Source organism: Paenibacillus sp. N3/727, from assembly GCF_022637315.1.
Taxonomy (GTDB): Bacteria; Bacillota; Bacilli; order Paenibacillales; family Paenibacillaceae; genus Paenibacillus_AQ; species Paenibacillus_AQ uliginis.
Window position 1 is genome coordinate 3,926,780 of the sequence record NZ_CP093336.1, and the last position, 17,312, is coordinate 3,944,091.

Below are 17,312 nucleotides of genomic sequence, written 5' to 3' on the forward strand. Positions count from 1 at the left end.
CACTTGAAAGTCGGAGCTGCGCGTAAGGCTGCTATTGAATGGGTTGATCAATACTCTTCTCAAGATAAAGGCTTCCACGGGGCTTATTTCAGCGGTTCAACTGTAGGTCAACCAGAAGACGAGGAATTGTCCGCATCATCAGATATTGATGTTGTGATTGTAACTGAAGCGGACGCTCCCCCCATTAAACTCGGGAAGTTTGATTATAAGGGAACACTCGTGGAGGTCACTTATTTATCTTGGAAGCAACTAGAGTCTCCCGAAGAAGTTCTAACTTCCTATCATCTGGCTGGTAGCTTCCGTATGGATAGTATTATCTCCGATCCAACAGGACATCTGCGTAAACTTCAGATACAAGTATCGCAGCACTTCGCGGAGTGGGCTTGGGTGCACCGCAGGTGTGGGAACGCACGGGAAAGAATCGAAATCGGGCTGAGAAAGTCATTCATTACTTACCCAGACTCTGGGATATAGCTGAACAGATCATGTCCGTTAACCCTCACATCGTGAATAAGAAATTCTAGCTAACCCGGGGAAAAGCTTTTTATGATTTTAGCTTCTCAAAATGCTTGCTCGTGAATATTTTCGTTTTTCCGAAACAGAGGAGCTAATACCAACGAACCCAAAATAAATAAACCTGCACTTATGCTAAATACGATAAACAGTGAAAATTGTCCCTTCAGATAACCAGAGAATGACATACCTAGAACCATCATCCCCATGAATACCGGCGTTATGGCTCCTCCTACCCTGCCGATATATGAGGCTTCTGTATTCTTCATTATAAGTGTTTGGATGCCCACTTGAATACATGGATAAAAAAATCCGCTAATCACCTCAAGGACTATGGTCCAAATAACTACATTAGAAAATCCGATACCAACAGTAACGAAAGCACTAACAACCAAGCCGATCGAAAGTAAAATGTGAGGCTTCACTTTTGAAGCCAATCCGATAATAGCGACGCCTCCTACGAGCATGGCAGCACCATTCGCCATAAGCAGCCACTGCAGAAACGTTTTGTCTTGCCCAAGCTTTTCAATCGTAATAAACAGCATCAGGGGCTGGATCAGACCAACCGCCAGTCCGCTGGCCGCAAATGTTGCGCTTAACGTTCTTAACTGAACGTTATTCCATACATACTTCAATCCATCTTTCATTTCTCCGACAAAATTGTTGTTGGTATCGGCTAACGTATCTTTTTTATCCCGAGGAAGTCTGGTTAATACGAGTGCCGATCCGAGAAACATAAGTGCAGTTAAAGCAAGAGAAATCTCAATGCCGTATTGCAGAAAAATAAATGAGCCTATTACGGGACCGAGAACCATAAAAACGGCCACTAAGGACTGAGACAGTGCCATGACACTTTGAACCTGCTCACTAGGCACATGTTCCTTGTAAAATTTCATCGCAGAGGGCTGCGAAAATTGAGACAAACTGGCGGATACGAGCGTACCCAGCAGCAGTGCGTACCATCCTCCATATACAAGAGCGAGCAGAACGATCAACACAGATATGGCGGATAGCATATCGCACCATACCATGGTCCGTTTGGGTCTCCATCGATCAGCAAACGTTCCACCTATAATGGCAAAAACAAAGATCGGTGCGTACTCAACAACTGAAATAAGTGAAACATACAAAGGATCATTATTCGTTAAATTTGTTACATATAGCAGTATTGCAAAGTTTCGTATCCATATTCCAAGCTGAAGAAACACCCTGGATAGGATGATCGTTCTTACATAACGATTCTTTAACACAACTTATCATTCCTTTGATTTAAGAATAAATGAATTAATCTCAACATCAACCTACAGACTCCAATAACATTATGTTAAAACCATGTGTCGACTCCACAGCTTCAATATGTAGACAGTATATTCATTTGTTTATAAAATTACAATAGTTCATTTATTTTTATTATAGACTTTTTCGTTTTTTGTCTGAAGATAAACAAACATATAGAATTTATGTTTGTTTATTTCCTCGATCTGCATTCAATCACTATTATGGTCTAGAGTTGATCTTACTACTTTCCAGCGGTATGATTAACTCACAGTTTAGAGTGAGAGGCATGTGTGAATACATGATTAAGAACGAAAAGATTAAAGCCGCAGAAGTTGAACTGACAGGCATCCATGGAGAAAATTTAGGAGTTGTTCCAACTACAGAGGCGCTTGAGATGGCCCGGAAGTTAAAGGTGGACCTTGTCTGCACTTCCCTATTCAGCAGTCCTCCGCCTTGCCGTCTGATAACATCAGGAACGGTTAAGGAAGAACGCCAACAAGCTCGCAAGAAAGAGCAGCCCGCTAAACTCAAAGAAATACGATTAACTCCAAATATTGAAGAACATGATTATGATACGAAGAGAACTCAAGCGGATAAACTTCTCCGTGCCGGAAATTCTGTAGCACTCGTTGTCCGAGTGCAAGGTAAAGAAGGGGCCAAAGCTAAGGTTCTTTTAGAGGAACTGATTCAAGATCTGAAAGAAGTGGGTGTTCAAAAAACCGGCATTCAATTGAGCGGTAAACAAGCGATGATCCAGCTCGATCCGCGATAAGGATCACGGGATGGATAACTCATGCATACAAATGTATAAAGGGGCTCTCCAACTGCTACTTTGGATCAGCCCCTCTTTTTAATAAAAGTCCTCCCCCAAGGAAATCGATTCGCCCGCCCTCCAACTTCCAACACTATCTATTTTGGTGTCAAGTATAATAAAGTGCTCCGTTGGCTTAACTTCATTAGTCCGTTTATAATATATTATTAAGCTCAAGAGATCGGAAATGGATTGAGCCAAGAATCAACAACAAACCAAGGAGCTAAAAGAAATGAATATTAACACAAGCAATCCTCAAGCGATTGACGTCATTCACGTATTGATCAGAGCGACGCATTCTGTCCAAAGAGAATTTATGTCGCAATTATCCGCTCTCAACACACCGTTTCACATATCGGGTCCGCGTTTACAAGTACTTTCTATCGTTTCAGAAGCAGGAAAGATTCGTATGAACGAATTAGCTGCTAAGTTGGGCGTTAAGGCACGCACGGTTACTGATTTTGTTGATGGTCTGGAAAAAGAAAATCTTCTGGTTCGCACCCCCGACCCAACAGATCGACGGGCAACCCTTATCCAGCTAACAGAGCTGGCAGAAAGCAATATTAGTGGAATCCTTGACATACAAACAAATATCGCAAATAAATTAATCAAAAAACTCACTTCTACGCAGCGTAAAGAGCTTCTTGATATACTATTTCTGCTTATAGAGGATAAGGAAATAACGACGATATGTGACGGCACCATAAATGAGTAACCCGATGGATTGGCAGTAAGGTTCCAATTCACATTACCAAGGAAAATATGATCCGTGTATCATATTTTTGAAGGAGATCAATCATTTGCATTTACTGTATAAGGATCATGTTAACGATCAAGAAATCACTGTACTGGACACTCCAAAATTGTATGGTGAGAATGGGAATTTTCGAGTATTACAGTTTTCTAATGAGGCGATACAGGGCGCTCTGGATCTTAATCATCCGGAACGTATCTTGTTTGAATATCCCCGAGCCATGATCCATCTCATGGAGTTGAATGACCCGTCTTTCGAAGACTTGTTTGTAATCGGGCATGGAATTGGGACTATCCCGCGTTATTGTGCGGATAAACGATGTAAAGTAGCAGAACTTGATGCTAGAATCGTGGAGTTAAGCAGAAAGTACTTCGGGTACAACGGAGATAATGTCATTGTTGCCGATGGACGTCAAATTCTCGAGGGTGAAGATCCGGAAGCCTATGACTTCATTATTTTAGACGCGTTTACCGATAAAGGAACACCGCGGCATTTAACATCGTGGGAATTTTTTAAGATGACATCAGAGAAGTTGGATTCCCATGGGGCAATCATTCTAAACCTCATGGGAAGAAGTGAACATGATCATCACGTAAACGCGATACACACTACTCTTCGCGAATGCTATCCTTATGTTAAATCTTTTGCTCTCCCCGCTGAAGGTGCTTCAGATATCCAAAACATTCTAATAGTCGGAGGGAAGACCTCCATCCAGTTTCAAGCCCGGCATATGTCCGGTTTCTCTGAGATTGAACTTGGTGAGGGATATATCATTAGAGACGCTCACTCCCTTACATAATCAACCTATTCGTGTTATAGATGAAATGAGAGAGATTTCGTATTAAATAAAGAATAGAGGTTTTAATATGAGTGATTATCAGTTCATAATTGACTATAAGAACAATGAAACATATAAGGAAAGCTTTACCGAATTAGCTAAAATGATCTTTGAGATTGATTTTAAAAAGTGGTACGAAAAAGGGTGTTGGAACGACAACTATATTTGTTATTCATACGTTGATCGAGATAAAGTGATCGCAAATGCCTCCATAACTAAAATGACGGTTGTATCTAATGGTAAAGAATATAAAGCTATACAAGTTGGCACGGTAATGACGCATCCTGATTACCGTAATCAAGGTTTATCTGGGAAACTGATGAACCACATCATTGAAAAATACGAAAAAGAATACGACTTTATCTACTTATTTGCAAATGAATCCGTTCTAGATTTTTATCCTAAATTTGGATTTGTAAAAGTACAAGAAAGTAGTTTTTCACTCAATGTTTCAGATTTGAAAAAACGACCAGATAAAACACATACTTTACGCAAGTTAGATACGAATAATACAAATGATTTCCAAATGATGGAGGAATTCTCTGTTGAAAGAATACCTGTATCTTCAATATTTGGGGTGAAAAATAATGAATCTCTATTAATGTTTTACTTTATCCTGGCATTTAATGACGCGATTTATTATATTGAAGAGGATGATGTCATTGTTATGTTTGAACAAGAGGATCATCATCTTCATATTTTTGATATAATCAGCAAAAAAAGAGTTGAATTAGATTCAATATTAAATCACATTGTTTCTGCTGATACGGAAATCATTCATTTCCATTTCACACCTGATTATGACATTAAGAACATCCATACAGAATTCATAACAGAGAGTGATGATACATTGTTCGTCCGTCCGTTATTAGAAGATGAAACAAAGCCATTTTTATTTCCATTAACTTCACATTCATAAAATTTAACAGAGCTTTATTAAAAATAAATGATGCAAAAATTGTCTTTAATCGAACATAAAAACACGCGCAGATCGGAGTCTGTGCGTGTTTTTTGAATTGAGCAGATTACATATATGAGGAACCTTTTCGCATAATTTTATAATTATTTGAAACGATAGGTCCAGAAAGCTTCATTGCCAAAACGCTTGTTAATCTCTTCAGGGCTCGGATGTTTACTGCCCAGTAAGTCTGCAACCTGGAACTGGGAACGATGTGCTTTGATGGAGCTCATCTTGTGCTCAATAAAGTCAGTCACATCATTAACCACATCCGCCTTCCCAATATGCTGTTCACAGTTCTTAGCGAAGGCTATACAGTGTACGACAGGACGCTGTTCTTCAGGAAGTTTTTGAACAGTTCGGATAACAGCAGCCCCCGTTGCATCATGGTCGGGGTGAACGCTGTATCCTGGATAAAAAGTAATAATCAGTGCAGGATTCAATTCATTGATGAGCGATTCAATCGTTCCATCCAGTACCTCATGTGGTTCGAATTCAATCGTTTTATCATGAAATCCAAGCATTCTTAAATCCTGGATTCCGATAGCCCGGCAGGATTCTTCCAGCTCCAACTTACGAACTGAGGGAAGAGTGATCCGACTTGCAAATGGCGGGATACCCATATTTCGCCCCATCTCTCCCAAAGTCAAGCATGCATAGGTTACTTGCGCTCCTTGTTGCACAAGCTTTGCAAGAGTTCCAGATGCACCAAATGACTCATCATCCGGATGCGGCAGCACGACCAGAACGTTATTACTCATGTTGTTTCTCATCTCCTGTTCCATTAGAAGGGTTCCCGGCTTAATTGTAAAGCTACGACCAACTTGCCTTGGCTGTCATGGCCTGCCATGATCAGCCGTTCAGTCTCACTCTTTTCAAAATGGGTAAGCCCTTCCGCGTAAACCCAACCCTGCTCCATTTTTAATCCGACACGATAAGGTCCGTTTCCAGAAATCGAACCATGTGAAAACCGGATCTTTGCATTCGTAATAAAGTTGGCGGCAGGATGTTTAGAACTATCATAATGGGCAGCGTACGCTCCCGTTGTTAGCTCAAGATGTATGTAAAGATCTTGATCCGTTAGCTTATCAATCATGTGTTGTACTTCTGATAGATGTATGAGCTCCATTATTCCCCTCCGAATGTAGTTACGTGGATTACATATTAGTTTTACTAATATGATTATTCTAACATAATTATTTATAAAGAAAAAACGAAACTTCATATTTCTATGTTGGTTACTTTAAAAAAGAAAGAGCAATCCCACTGAGATAATTATAAATAACTCCCAACTTGGTATGCTGCCAAGATGGGAGTTATTGTATCGATCCACAAAGCCGATAACAGTTCTTCCTTGTTGAATTTCTTCATCATAACATACATACCGAATTATCCCTTGGGTTTAACAAACAAAGCTGCCAAAAATGAAAAGATAATGGCTGAGGAAATGCCCGCGCTAGTGACTTTGAATATGCCTGTAACAATGCCAATCCAGCCATCTTTTTTGATTTCCTCCAAGGCACCGTGCACAAGAGCATTGCCAAAGCTGGTAATCGGAACAGAAGCGCCGGCGCCGGCAAATTTGATAAATGGATCGTATAAACCCAAACCGTCCCCGATTGCCCCAAGAACAACAAGTAATGTCATGGTATGAGCAGGAGTTAGCTTGAACACATCGAAGCATATTTGACCGAATACGCAAATAGCACCACCAATCACGAACGCCCACAGAAAAATCATATTTTCCCCACCTCCCTTTCGATCGAAACCGCATGTGCAATACACGGAATACTTTCTCCCTGCTGGTAGGATATCGGTGACAGCAGCGCTCCAGTTGCTACAACCAGAATCCGGTTTAATTCATGGTTTTGCAATCGTTTCAGCAGGTGACCATACGTAACGACCGCCGAGCATCCGCAGCCACTAGCTCCAGCCTGTACCTTCTGTTTTTCGTAATCGTAAATCATCATTCCGCAATCTTTATATTCCGTTTGTTGCATTGGCACTTTATGTTTCTCAAATAAATCGCATGCGATTTCATATCCCACTTTGGACAGATCGCCTGTCACGATTAGATCGTAATGCCCAGGCTCGATCCGAAAATCACGGAAATGGGCTTGGATCGTGTCTACTGCCGCAGGAGCCATCGCTGCTCCCATATTAAAAGGATCCGTAATGCCCATGTCGATAACCCGACCAATCGTTGCGGAAGTAACGTAAGGTCCTTTACCTGTCTGCGAAACAACACTCGCTCCAGCTCCGGTTACCGTAAACTGTGCAGTTGGAGGCTTTTGAGAGCCGTATTCAGTTGGATAACGAAATTGTTTTTCCGCCGTCGAGTTATGGCTGCATGCACTGGACAACGCATATTTGGCCGAACGCGAATTAACAAGATTAGCGGCTACCGCTAAACTTTCCATCGAGGTTGAGCATGCCCCAAATATGCCAATATGAGGTATCGCAAGCGTTCTTGCAGCAAAGCTGGTACTGATAATCTGATTCATCAAATCGCCGCCGAGAAAAAAATTGATTTGCTCTTTCGTTAATCCCGCATTCTCGATGGCGAGCTTGGCCGCTTCTTCCAACAAGGTTCGTTCTGCTTTTTCCCAGCTATCCTGTCCCAACGACAAATCTCCATGAATGATGTCAAAATCTTCGGCTAACGGCCCTTGTCCTTCGAACGGACCGACAACGGTTGCGGTGCCAAGAATGGATGGATGGTTTTCAAAAATCCAGCTCTGATGACCTTTCAGCATATTCAAGATCCTCCCACAGCGCCAGGATTAAAAATCAAATGCAGAATTCCGATAAAGAAAGCTGCAACCACACCGAATACAATGACTGGACCGGAAAGCTTAAACATTTTTCCTCCGACGCCCAGAACAAATCCTTCGCTTCGATGCTCAAGCGCTGCGGAAGCCATTGTATTAGCGAATCCCGTAACTGGTACAGCAGAACCAGCTCCTGCCCATTGCGCAATTTTATCGTATACGCCAAAACAAGTAAGAATAACGGAGATCAGAATTATTACAGCAACAGTTGGGTTGCTGGCCTCTTTCTCGCTAAAACCCGCCCAATGAACGAACATTTCCTGAATAGCTTGTCCAATTAAACAGATTGTGCCGCCGGAAATAAAAGCCCGTATACAGTTTTGAAAAATCGGCCTGGCTGGCTCTCTTTTTTTAGCAAGTTCTTGATATTCCTGTTGTGTTGGAGTCAGCTCTTTATTTTTATCATTTGACATAAATTTTGAATACCTCCCTTTTGAAAATTTAACGATGTAAGCATGGTTTTACTTCCGTAATGACAGACTGCAATTGTTTTGAGCACTGCTCGTACATTTCTTTAGCCTCTTTGTTTTGTGTCGTCAAGCCAAACAGCTCCAGATCCGCTTCGCATTTTTTCAAAGTAGCATATAATGTCGCCTTGATTTGAGGCTCTGGTACTTTAATCTGATCGTCGAACAAGTCGACATAAAATTGCCCATAAGGATCCACTTGACCAATAAACACATTCTCAACAGCAACGCCTGTTTTTTCAAGTTCGGTATTTAACCATGCCCGGCTTAATCCGATGGTTGCCAGAGGTTCATCCATGATCTTGCCATCCATAATCACAGTTTGCGACTCTGGTTCAGGTCCGACTTTAATGCCAAGATGATTTGGCGTCAAAGGCTGATTATCTTTGGTGAGCAGCACATTGATATCGCCATTTGGCTCCATTACCGCAAATTCGACATCCGCCACTTTAAAGACGTCTTTGCTTCTTAGTTGCTCTAATAACTCATCGGTAGCGAGACGTTCTTTCTTCAAATTATCTTCCAATATTTTGCCATCTTTAATAAGCACCGTAGCTTTGCTGTCAATAAAATCTCTGGCCTTTTTGCTCTTCATTTGCAAAAATTCAATACCAATTGATACCGCGACCCATACCCCTAAGGAGATTATTCCCAGATACCAATCTGTTTCCAAATCTGTCGAAATGTACGCTGTCAAGCTACCGATTGTAATTCCTGTAATGTACTCGAAGAACGAAAGCTGGGAAATTTGCCTTTTGCCCAACAATTTCGTCATGAAAAAAAGGACAGCTATAGCCAATAAAGTACGAACGGAAATTTCTAGCCAGTTCGGCACAGTTTGATCCCCTCCAATCAACACATTTTTGGACTAATCAAATTATTTGTCAAAAAGGCTGACACCAAACTTATAACTCTTTTCCGTAAAAGGAATCCTTTTGATGTCATACCAATTCAATGATTGACCTTCAATTTAAGCTAATAAAGCTAAATTTTTGTTTTACACCAATTTTTCCCTTGAATGATTAAAGTCTAACTGAGTTATATTATTTTCGTTACTACGCTAACTCCTGGAAAGGAGGTGATATCGATGACAGTTGCTTCCCAGGTTAAAACCACCCTCGCTTCTTTGAAGAGTGCGCAAGCGAGCCTTGAACAATTTGCTTTGGAAACTCAAAATCAAGAGGCTAAAACACTTTTTACAAATGCAGCACAGCAAACCGACCAAATTGTTCAACAAGTGCAAGGCCGTGTTCAACAACTAGAAAACGAAGAGCCTCAATACAAAGGCTTTTAATGCATCCCATAATATGTTTCAAGCCGATTTCCCATTCATATTGATTGGGCGAATCGGCTGTTACTTTATCTTTTTTTATCCTCTGAATAGGTAAAAGAGTAATCCATCATTTGGTTTCTTAATCGAAATCAAAAAAACACGTGCATGTACGCACGTGTTTTTGATCAGGTTTGTAATTATTAACTCATCGTTTTAAAACTCAATTGCCAGGAAACGCCAGAACTTCGGATTGACTAAACAAAGATAATGTAATAATTCATAGCTTCTTCGGCCTGTCCATCAAAAATTAAGAAGGTGGTGATTTTTTGCATTATTTTCATTTTCTCAGTTAATCTACTACTACGCTTCTTCCCATTTCTGTTTGAAAAATCTGACGTAAATACGAGTGACCACGATTTTGATTACCATGTACACCGGTATGATCACGATGATCCCGAAAATTCCAAATAATTCACCGCCGGCAAATACCAAAATGATGGTCGTTAACGGATGTATGTCCAGCTGTTTACCGAATATATATGGTGCCACGAGGTTGTCCTGGATTTGCTGTGCAACCAGAATAATTACAAGGGACCATATCGCTACGGAAGGTGATTGCACGAATCCTATAATAACAATCGGTACAGATGATAGTATAGCTCCAACAAAAGGAATAAAATTCATGATCACCGCAATAACGGTCAACAGTAATGCATAAGGCAAACCGATGATGATAAATCCAATATACATCAGTACACCAAGCGCCACATTAACTAAAACTCTACCCATAATAAAGCTGCTTAGCACCTTGTCAATGTCGTTCATCATCTCGGTTCCTTCGTCACGAAAACGATTCGGCATAAAGCTAACAATTTTCTGGCCAAACTTCCCCCCCTCTTTTAGCATATAGAATAGGAAGATTGGAAAGGTGAACAAAATAATTGCGAAATTCGAGACAAAAGAAAACAATCCCGTCATGTAATTTGTCAGAAATGAAAAACCTTTATTCAAATAATCTGTAACTTGATCAAGTCTGTTGGTATCTTCCGGGAATAGATTAGAAAGAAACGTGTTTTCCTTCAACTTCTCCAGCTCATTGGCTAGTGCTATGAACAGACTTGGTGCGTTTTCCTTTAAAGCAATGATCTGTTTGCTAAGTGAAGGCCATACTCCCCAAATAAAAGCGACGAGCAAAATCGCGATCACAACATAAATAAGCAAAATAGCCAATGAACGTTTCAGCTTACGCTTCTCCAAGAAATCAACCACTGGACGGAGCAAGTAATAAAAGAACCCTGCCAGCAAGACTGGAACAACGATAAGCAGACTGAATAATGCAATGATGGGTTTAAAAACGAAACTTACAAGCGACCCCAAATATATAATGACCAAAACCAATATGATACCAATACATAGTTTATAAAACTTGTTCATCCTAATCAGCACAGCAGCCCCCAAACTATAATTTTCGTTAATCTGTATGTATGAAAGTATTATAGCAGAACATGGCTTTCAACCAAAATGCAGTCTAAGCTTTTTCTTCAACCCGTACCTTTTACAATTCGATTCATTATTCTTCTCTCCTACTCCTTCTGGACTGCCAAAATGAGCATAGAACTCTCTTTTTCTAGTTAGAATCCAGCAACTGTTTATTCAAGAGGTTGGTTTCCTCCTCGATCCGACTGACATCAATGCGCTCAAACAGCAATTCTAGATCGGTTATACTCTGCTGAACGGGTACATTTATCATCTTCCAGGACGGCTGCGCTAAATTCAGGAACCTTCTTACCTTCTCACATGAAAAGGGGATGAATGGATGAAGCAGCTGCGACAAATTGGCAATGATCTGCACACAAGTAAATAACGTTTGTTCGCATGCCTCCCGTTGGTCTTTTATTTGAATCCACGGCTTTTGTTCATCAAAATATTTATTGGCCTTGCGAACACCAGCAAAGATATACTCCAGTGCTTCTTTAAGCTTTCCGTCTTCAATAAGTGCCCCGGATTTCAAATACAGTTCCTCTATCGTAATTCGCCATTCTTCCGACAATTCCCCTTCCGGAACTTCTCCGTCGAAAGATTTTACAATAAAAGCCAAGGTTCGGTTCACCAGATTACCGTAAGCTCCGAGCAGCTCACCATTGTGACTGTGAATGAACTCCCTCCATGAGAAGTCGGTATCCCGCTTTTCAGGTCCGTTTGCAATGAGAAAATAACGAATCGTATCCGGATCATACCGGCTCAGTAAATCAGGAACCCATACCGCCCAATTCCGACTGGTAGAGAATTTCTTTCCCTCGAGAGTCATGTATTCACAGGAAATGATATGATCCGGCAGATGATGTCCACCAGTCCCCAATAATATTGCAGGCCAAATCAACGTATGAAAAGGTACGTTATCCTTGCCATGTACATAATACGATACAATGCTGTCTTCCCCTTCAAGCCAGAACTGCTCCCAGTTACCTCCCGTTTCTTCAGCCCACTGTTTGCTTGCAGACAAGTACCCACTGACGGCTTCAATCCATACATAGATTTTCTTGTCCTCGAATCCACTGACAGGAACATCGACTCCCCAAGACAAGTCCCTTGTCGCTGCACGGTCTTGAAGCCCCTCCTCCAAATATCTTTTGGTCAATTGCTTTGCGTTCTCTCTCCATCCTTGTGCATGAACCGCATACTCCTCCAATTCAGACTGTAATCGGGTTAAAGCAATATAGTAATGTTCGGTTGGCCGCTCTACCGGAGTTGATCCACATAATTTGCACGTTCTCTCACTCAAATCGGAAGGGTCCAGCAAGGTGGAGCAATAATCGCACTGATCTCCTCGCGCCCGTTGTCCGCACACAGGACAAGTTCCTTCTACATAACGGTCCGGCAAAAACCTCCCATCGGTCTCGCAGTAGGATTGCTGTATTGTTTTTCTATACAAATATTCGTTGTCGAGCAGCTTTAAGAACAGTTCCTTAACTACCTGATGGTGGTTGGCGGTGTCGGTACGTGTGTACAAATCATACGAAAACCCCAGTTTATTGAAACATTCCAGAAATTCATCATGGTACCTGCTTGCATAATCCGACGGTGATATGCCTTCTTTATCAGCCTGAACCGCAACAGGTGTACCGTGACAATCACTGCCCGAAACATATAGTACTTTCTCACCTTTTACGCGAAAATAACGTGCCAGTACATCACCAGGTAATAAACTTGAAAGCCTGCCGAGGTGCAACGATCCGTTAGCATACGGCCATGCACCGCCAATATAAATATTTGCCATCTTTGATTCCTCCTTAATTTTTAGACAACAAAAAAAGCCCTCATCCCAAAGGGACGAGAGCTCTGCTCACGTGGTACCACCCAATTTTATAAATGCCTCGCGGCATTCACCTCTTCAGGTACGGCGCGTAATTACGCGAGTATACCCTAGCATGTTAACGGATGCGGGTTCCGGCGCAGCCTACATCCCAATCGGGGTTCGATGCGCAGCTCAGAGACCATATTCCCACGGATCTTCTTTACTCCTTTTCAGCTACCGGAGCTCTCTGTTCAAAGATATCACCATAGTACTCTTTCTCTTCATTGCTTTTTCATAAAATATTCAAGTTAATGGTTATCATAAGGATAACATTGAACGATGTCAACCTTATTTTAGACGAATTCCCGCCCATTTATCACTTTTCGTTATTTTGTCAATGAAGATGTCTTGATAAACAGCTTTAGGCTTCTATGACCGATATTCTAGTGTATATTTCGTTAATCTGATCAGCAGATAGCTGCTTATCTTGAAGCTCCAAAATCATACTGTAGTTTCTCGAATTTAACACCAATCCTGTACGGACCACACCTGTGTTACCCAGTCCAGATAAAAATCAGGCTCGTGCGAGACAAGCACAATGGTACCGGTATATTTGGATAAAGCGTCTTTCAATGATTCTTTACCATTGACGTCAAGATGGTTGGTCGGTTCATCAAGCACAAGTACATTGCCCGGTGTGATCATCAGCTTGCTCAAACGCACCTTCGCCTGTTCACCACCACTTAGCATCGATATCGAACGCCTTATATGCTTATCGGTCAATCCGGCACTCGCCAGCGTCTGCCTGATTTCTTTTTGCGTGAGATCAGGTCGGTAGCTCCATAAATGTTCAAGTGGCGTCTCTTGATAAGCTTCGTGTTCCTGCGCATAATAAGCAGGATGAACACCATCGCCCATCTGTAAAGAACCGCTGAGTGGAGCAATATTACCAAGCAATGTTTTTAGCATGGTTGATTTACCGATTCCGTTATGACCGGTTATTGCGATCTTCTCCCCCCGCTTAATCATAAGATCTTTTGGACTAAACAGTGGGTGGGTATAACCAACCTGAAGATGCTTCGTCTCAATAATCTTGTTAACAGGTTCTTTGTTCACTGTAAACTTAAAGCGGGGTTTAGGTGCTGTTTTCTGGATCTCGATGCGCTGAATTTTGTCCAGCATTTTTTCTCTGCTCTTCGCCTGTTTAGCATTACGGTTTCGGTTCTTCTGAACATAACTTTCAAGCCTTCCAATTTCCTTCTGCTGCCGTACATAAGCTTCTTGCAATTGGTTACGGCTCAGCTCATATCGGTTTTGAAAAGCGATATAGTTTCCAGGATATCGCTTGATCGTCTGATGCTCCAAATGGAAAATCGTACTCGTTACTTCATTCATGAATTTCTCATCATGAGACACAACGAGATAAGCTGACTCATAACGTTTCAGATATGCAGTTAACCACTCTATATGCACATCATCCAAGTAGTTTGTCGGTTCATCAAGCAGCAACACATCCGGTTGATCCAGCAAAAGCTTTCCTAGCAGCAACTTGGTGCGCTGGCCTCCGCTCAGTTCACTGACATCACGGTCTATCCCGAGATCCAGTATGCCTAATCCAGCTGCAACCTCTTGAATTTGTAAATCCAAATAATAGAAGCCACTATGCTCTAGGCTGCTCTGAATCTTCCCATACTGCGTTAATAGTGATTCCATATCCCCTGAAGCAGAAGACATTTGCTCTGCCAATTGAAGCATTTTCCGCTCCTGATCGTACAGATGACGGAATACATCCTGTAATGCTTCCAACACCGTTGTTCCGGCTTTCAAATCTAGATGCTGCTGGAGGAAACCAACCTTCACTCCCGGTAGCCAGGTAACCGAACCGGAATCCGGAATGATCTCTTCTGTCAGCATGCGAAGCAGCGTTGATTTGCCAGCCCCGTTGCTTCCGACCAATCCTGCGTGTTCGCCTTGCAGCAGACGGAAATCCAGTCCGTTAAAAAGTTGTTTATCTCCATACGTATGCTTAAGCTGTTCTACGTTTACAATACTCATCCTTACTCTCTCCTTAGGTTTCAATTCTGAAGCCAACCGGAAGAGCAATAGGAAAGAACGATATTCAATTTGAAAACAACAAAAAATGGGTAAGGTGAACACACCCTACCCATTACAATATGTCATTGTATAGACAAGGAAGAATGACGTTCTCGATCTACTGTTCTTCGGTTGGAATAGCTATAAATGGGCAGACTTCTCCCGCCTATCCCATTTTCCGAATTAAAACAGTAGACAAAAAGAACATATATCCTTCCTCCTCATTTCAAAATGTTATTGATTTTAGTTACATGTACGACTCTTGAAGTATAACTGGATTATTCAGGATATGTCAATACAAGATGCGCCCTTACGGGAGCCTGCCAATGAAATTTAGGCTTTCAACCGGGATGTGATCTATACTTCCATTAAGAATCAATTGGACATCCGATAATGTGTCCTGAAGACTGACTGACTCTCCTTTTGTTCCGGTAAACGCTTCGGCAACGCAGAAAGGCTGAGTAAGATACGCTTCCAGTCGCTCGCCCCGGTGATAGGTTTCCACTTCTGAAGCAGGTATCCCGGCAAGCCCCTTCACATTGACAAGCGCACGCAACTCACGGTACCGCCGCAATAACTTTTGGGCCCGCTGTTGTACTGTTAAATGATTTTGGTCTAGATGAACTCCTTCCAGTACAGAGGATGTTGAGTGCATCGGATTTACAGCCGGATACTTGTATCTAGCGGCAAGATCCGCATCGAAAACCCATAAGGTCTCAAGCGGTCCATACGGTATATCTTCATCCACGACCGCTCCTTTGAGGTCTACCAAAAAAGTTGTAACATTGACAATTCCTTCATTCTGTAGGCGTTCCTGCAAGTCGTAAATTTTACCAGTCAGTACATGCTCCCGATCAGCTGCAAAAACAATTTCTTTATCCGGCCCAGCAGCTGTAATCATGCTATACACATCTTCTATGGAATAAGCGACTTTCTCCACATCATCAAGCATATCCTGCAGCTCTGGATAATTTCCTTCAGGCTTTAGCAGAAGTGTCAAGTAACCGTCGCGCTTAAAATGATGGAACAGTTCACCAAGAAGCACAAGCTGCCCCATTCCCGGCCGGGCCACTAAACCGACAGTCCCCCCTTTGGCTAACGGGGCGAACAAATCAAGCGTCTTTATTTTGGTTTCAATCATATCAACTGCTTCTCCATTAAGAATCAACTCATCTATACTGCATTTCGCCAGAGCGGCTAGTGCTGCAATCGTTCGGACTTCTGCCCGACCTACAGGGATCTTGCCCGTGCACAGATTGGAGACCGTGGCTGGACGCAATCCTGCGGAACGTGCTGCAGTAGTTAGGTTTGGTACTCTTTGTCTTAACAAGGACACATTTAGTTTAAGTTTCATCGGATCCATGAAGTCGTTCCCTTCCTTTTCTTCAACTTACTATCTTTTGCTTGATTGATCCACTTTTCTCATAAAATCATCAACCGTTTCAATAAAGGTCTCTGGACTCGGCTCAAAGAGATTATGATCAAATTGTTCAAAAACGACAATCTCAGCATCAGGCCACTGCTCTTTATACATCTGCATCGCTTCAGCTGACAGCGGCGAATCTTTACCCGCCTGAATAATGAGGGTTGGACAAGTTACCCGAGAAAGCTCCTCCCAAAAAGCAACGTTTACGGACTCCTTCTGCAGCGCTTCCAAAGCTTTCCGCTTCATCCTCTCCAGTATCGTTTTCCCCTTCCAAGGGGGCATAGTAGCCATGAAATCTACCCAACCATCCCTTAAGTGCGTGTGGACGGCAGGATAATCGCCGATAATAAGGCCTTTTAATAAAGACGTGTTTTGAAGGGCGTAACCGATCGTGTAGGCGACTCCTCTAGAGTAGCCTAATAAGATAAAATCGGTAAGCTGTAGCTGCTGAATTGCCGCTTCAATATCACTGATGTGATCCTCCAACGTATATCCACTGGAAGGCGAGTCACTCTTCCCTCTACCGCGCAAGGTAATCACCACACAATGTCTGGGAGCAAATCGTTCCATAATCGGTAAGTAATCTTCTGCGCATTCGGATAAACCCGGGATAATGACGAGAGGTATCATCTCTTTCGAACCGGCATTCGTTTCGGCAACATGGATCATGACGCCCTGATTATTAACTCTGCTTTCCGTTAACTTCATTTGAAGCATCCTCCTTCATGATTAGAAGCTAATAGACTATTGTGAATAATTGAGATGATTTCCCAC

Annotated in this window: 18 protein-coding genes and 1 other annotated feature; of the genes, 6 read left to right on the forward strand and 12 right to left on the reverse strand. The window is 42.1% G+C overall.

Features of this window, described 5'->3' with window-relative positions; all coding sequences use genetic code 11:
* Nucleotides 1-3 precede the first annotated feature (3 nt).
* The gene (locus tag MNQ98_RS17945) at nucleotides 4-474 is read left to right on the forward strand and encodes a hypothetical protein (protein ID WP_241929492.1); all 471 of its coding nucleotides are present in this window, start codon (nucleotides 4-6) and stop codon (nucleotides 472-474) included.
* An 86-nt stretch (nucleotides 475-560) separates the two neighbouring features.
* Here MNQ98_RS17945 and MNQ98_RS17950 read toward each other — a convergent pair whose 3' ends face one another.
* The gene (locus tag MNQ98_RS17950) at nucleotides 561-1,763 is read right to left on the reverse strand and encodes an MFS transporter (protein ID WP_241929493.1); all 1,203 of its coding nucleotides are present in this window, start codon (nucleotides 1,761-1,763) and stop codon (nucleotides 561-563) included.
* Between the two features lie 326 nt (nucleotides 1,764-2,089).
* Between MNQ98_RS17950 and infC the strand changes: the two genes are divergently transcribed.
* The 4 genes from infC to MNQ98_RS17970 all read left to right on the forward strand — a co-directional run bounded on the left by infC (nucleotide 2,090) and on the right by MNQ98_RS17970 (nucleotide 5,113).
* Entirely contained in the window at nucleotides 2,090-2,563 is a 474-nt protein-coding gene (gene infC, locus MNQ98_RS17955) for a translation initiation factor IF-3 (RefSeq protein ID WP_241929494.1), read from the forward strand.
* 277 nt (nucleotides 2,564-2,840) lie between these two features.
* Nucleotides 2,841-3,317, forward strand: coding sequence for a MarR family winged helix-turn-helix transcriptional regulator (locus MNQ98_RS17960; protein WP_241933961.1), 477 nt, complete (start codon nucleotides 2,841-2,843; stop codon nucleotides 3,315-3,317).
* A gap of 67 nt (nucleotides 3,318-3,384) precedes the next feature.
* Nucleotides 3,385-4,155, forward strand: a complete 771-nt coding sequence (locus tag MNQ98_RS17965; RefSeq protein ID WP_241929495.1) for a spermidine synthase — start codon at nucleotides 3,385-3,387, stop codon at nucleotides 4,153-4,155.
* Nucleotides 4,156-4,222: 67 nt separating this feature from the next.
* Complete coding sequence (locus MNQ98_RS17970; RefSeq protein WP_241929496.1) at nucleotides 4,223-5,113, forward strand: GNAT family N-acetyltransferase; 891 nt, start codon at nucleotides 4,223-4,225, stop codon at nucleotides 5,111-5,113.
* Between the two features lie 143 nt (nucleotides 5,114-5,256).
* On the opposite strand, the gene bshB2 is transcribed toward MNQ98_RS17970, so the two are convergent.
* The 6 genes from bshB2 to MNQ98_RS18000 form a co-directional block, all read right to left on the reverse strand.
* Nucleotides 5,257-5,913 carry a bacillithiol biosynthesis deacetylase BshB2 gene (bshB2, locus tag MNQ98_RS17975; RefSeq protein ID WP_241929497.1) on the reverse strand — a complete coding sequence of 219 codons (657 nt, stop codon included), beginning with the start codon at nucleotides 5,911-5,913 and terminating at the stop codon, nucleotides 5,257-5,259.
* A 23-nt stretch (nucleotides 5,914-5,936) separates the two neighbouring features.
* Nucleotides 5,937-6,281, reverse strand: a complete 345-nt coding sequence (locus MNQ98_RS17980; RefSeq protein ID WP_241929498.1) for a YojF family protein — start codon at nucleotides 6,279-6,281, stop codon at nucleotides 5,937-5,939.
* 260 nt (nucleotides 6,282-6,541) lie between these two features.
* Nucleotides 6,542-6,892, reverse strand: coding sequence for a stage V sporulation protein AE (gene spoVAE, locus MNQ98_RS17985; RefSeq protein WP_241929499.1), 351 nt, complete (start codon nucleotides 6,890-6,892; stop codon nucleotides 6,542-6,544).
* A complete protein-coding gene (gene spoVAD / locus MNQ98_RS17990; RefSeq protein ID WP_241929500.1) occupies nucleotides 6,889-7,908 on the reverse strand; it encodes a stage V sporulation protein AD in 1,020 nt (339 codons plus the stop codon). Before spoVAD ends, spoVAE begins: the two co-directional genes overlap by 4 nt.
* 2 nt (nucleotides 7,909-7,910) lie before the next feature.
* Complete coding sequence (gene spoVAC / locus MNQ98_RS17995) at nucleotides 7,911-8,396, reverse strand: stage V sporulation protein AC (RefSeq protein WP_241929501.1); 486 nt, start codon at nucleotides 8,394-8,396, stop codon at nucleotides 7,911-7,913.
* Nucleotides 8,397-8,424: 28 nt separating this feature from the next.
* A complete protein-coding gene (locus MNQ98_RS18000; RefSeq protein WP_241929502.1) occupies nucleotides 8,425-9,285 on the reverse strand; it encodes a DUF421 domain-containing protein in 861 nt (286 codons plus the stop codon).
* Nucleotides 9,286-9,537: 252 nt separating this feature from the next.
* Between MNQ98_RS18000 and MNQ98_RS18005 the strand changes: the two genes are divergently transcribed.
* Nucleotides 9,538-9,744, forward strand: coding sequence for a DUF1657 domain-containing protein (locus MNQ98_RS18005; protein ID WP_208919332.1), 207 nt, complete (start codon nucleotides 9,538-9,540; stop codon nucleotides 9,742-9,744).
* Between the two features lie 339 nt (nucleotides 9,745-10,083).
* Here MNQ98_RS18005 and MNQ98_RS18015 read toward each other — a convergent pair whose 3' ends face one another.
* The 5 genes from MNQ98_RS18015 to MNQ98_RS18035 all read right to left on the reverse strand — a co-directional run bounded on the left by MNQ98_RS18015 (nucleotide 10,084) and on the right by MNQ98_RS18035 (nucleotide 17,246).
* Nucleotides 10,084-11,166 carry an AI-2E family transporter gene (locus MNQ98_RS18015; protein ID WP_241933962.1) on the reverse strand — a complete coding sequence of 361 codons (1,083 nt, stop codon included), beginning with the start codon at nucleotides 11,164-11,166 and terminating at the stop codon, nucleotides 10,084-10,086.
* 184 nt (nucleotides 11,167-11,350) lie between these two features.
* On the reverse strand, nucleotides 11,351-13,000 hold the full coding sequence (metG, locus tag MNQ98_RS18020) for a methionine--tRNA ligase (RefSeq protein ID WP_241929503.1): 1,650 nt from the start codon (nucleotides 12,998-13,000) through the stop codon (nucleotides 11,351-11,353).
* A gap of 46 nt (nucleotides 13,001-13,046) precedes the next feature.
* Nucleotides 13,047-13,312: a binding site (T-box leader), on the reverse strand.
* Nucleotides 13,313-13,540: 228 nt separating this feature from the next.
* Nucleotides 13,541-15,073 carry an ABC-F family ATP-binding cassette domain-containing protein gene (locus MNQ98_RS18025; protein WP_241929504.1) on the reverse strand — a complete coding sequence of 511 codons (1,533 nt, stop codon included), beginning with the start codon at nucleotides 15,071-15,073 and terminating at the stop codon, nucleotides 13,541-13,543.
* Between the two features lie 349 nt (nucleotides 15,074-15,422).
* Complete coding sequence (locus MNQ98_RS18030; protein WP_241929505.1) at nucleotides 15,423-16,475, reverse strand: P-loop NTPase family protein; 1,053 nt, start codon at nucleotides 16,473-16,475, stop codon at nucleotides 15,423-15,425.
* Between the two features lie 30 nt (nucleotides 16,476-16,505).
* Nucleotides 16,506-17,246, reverse strand: a complete 741-nt coding sequence (locus tag MNQ98_RS18035) for an alpha/beta fold hydrolase (protein WP_241929506.1) — start codon at nucleotides 17,244-17,246, stop codon at nucleotides 16,506-16,508.
* Between the last annotated feature and the right edge of the window lie 66 nt (nucleotides 17,247-17,312).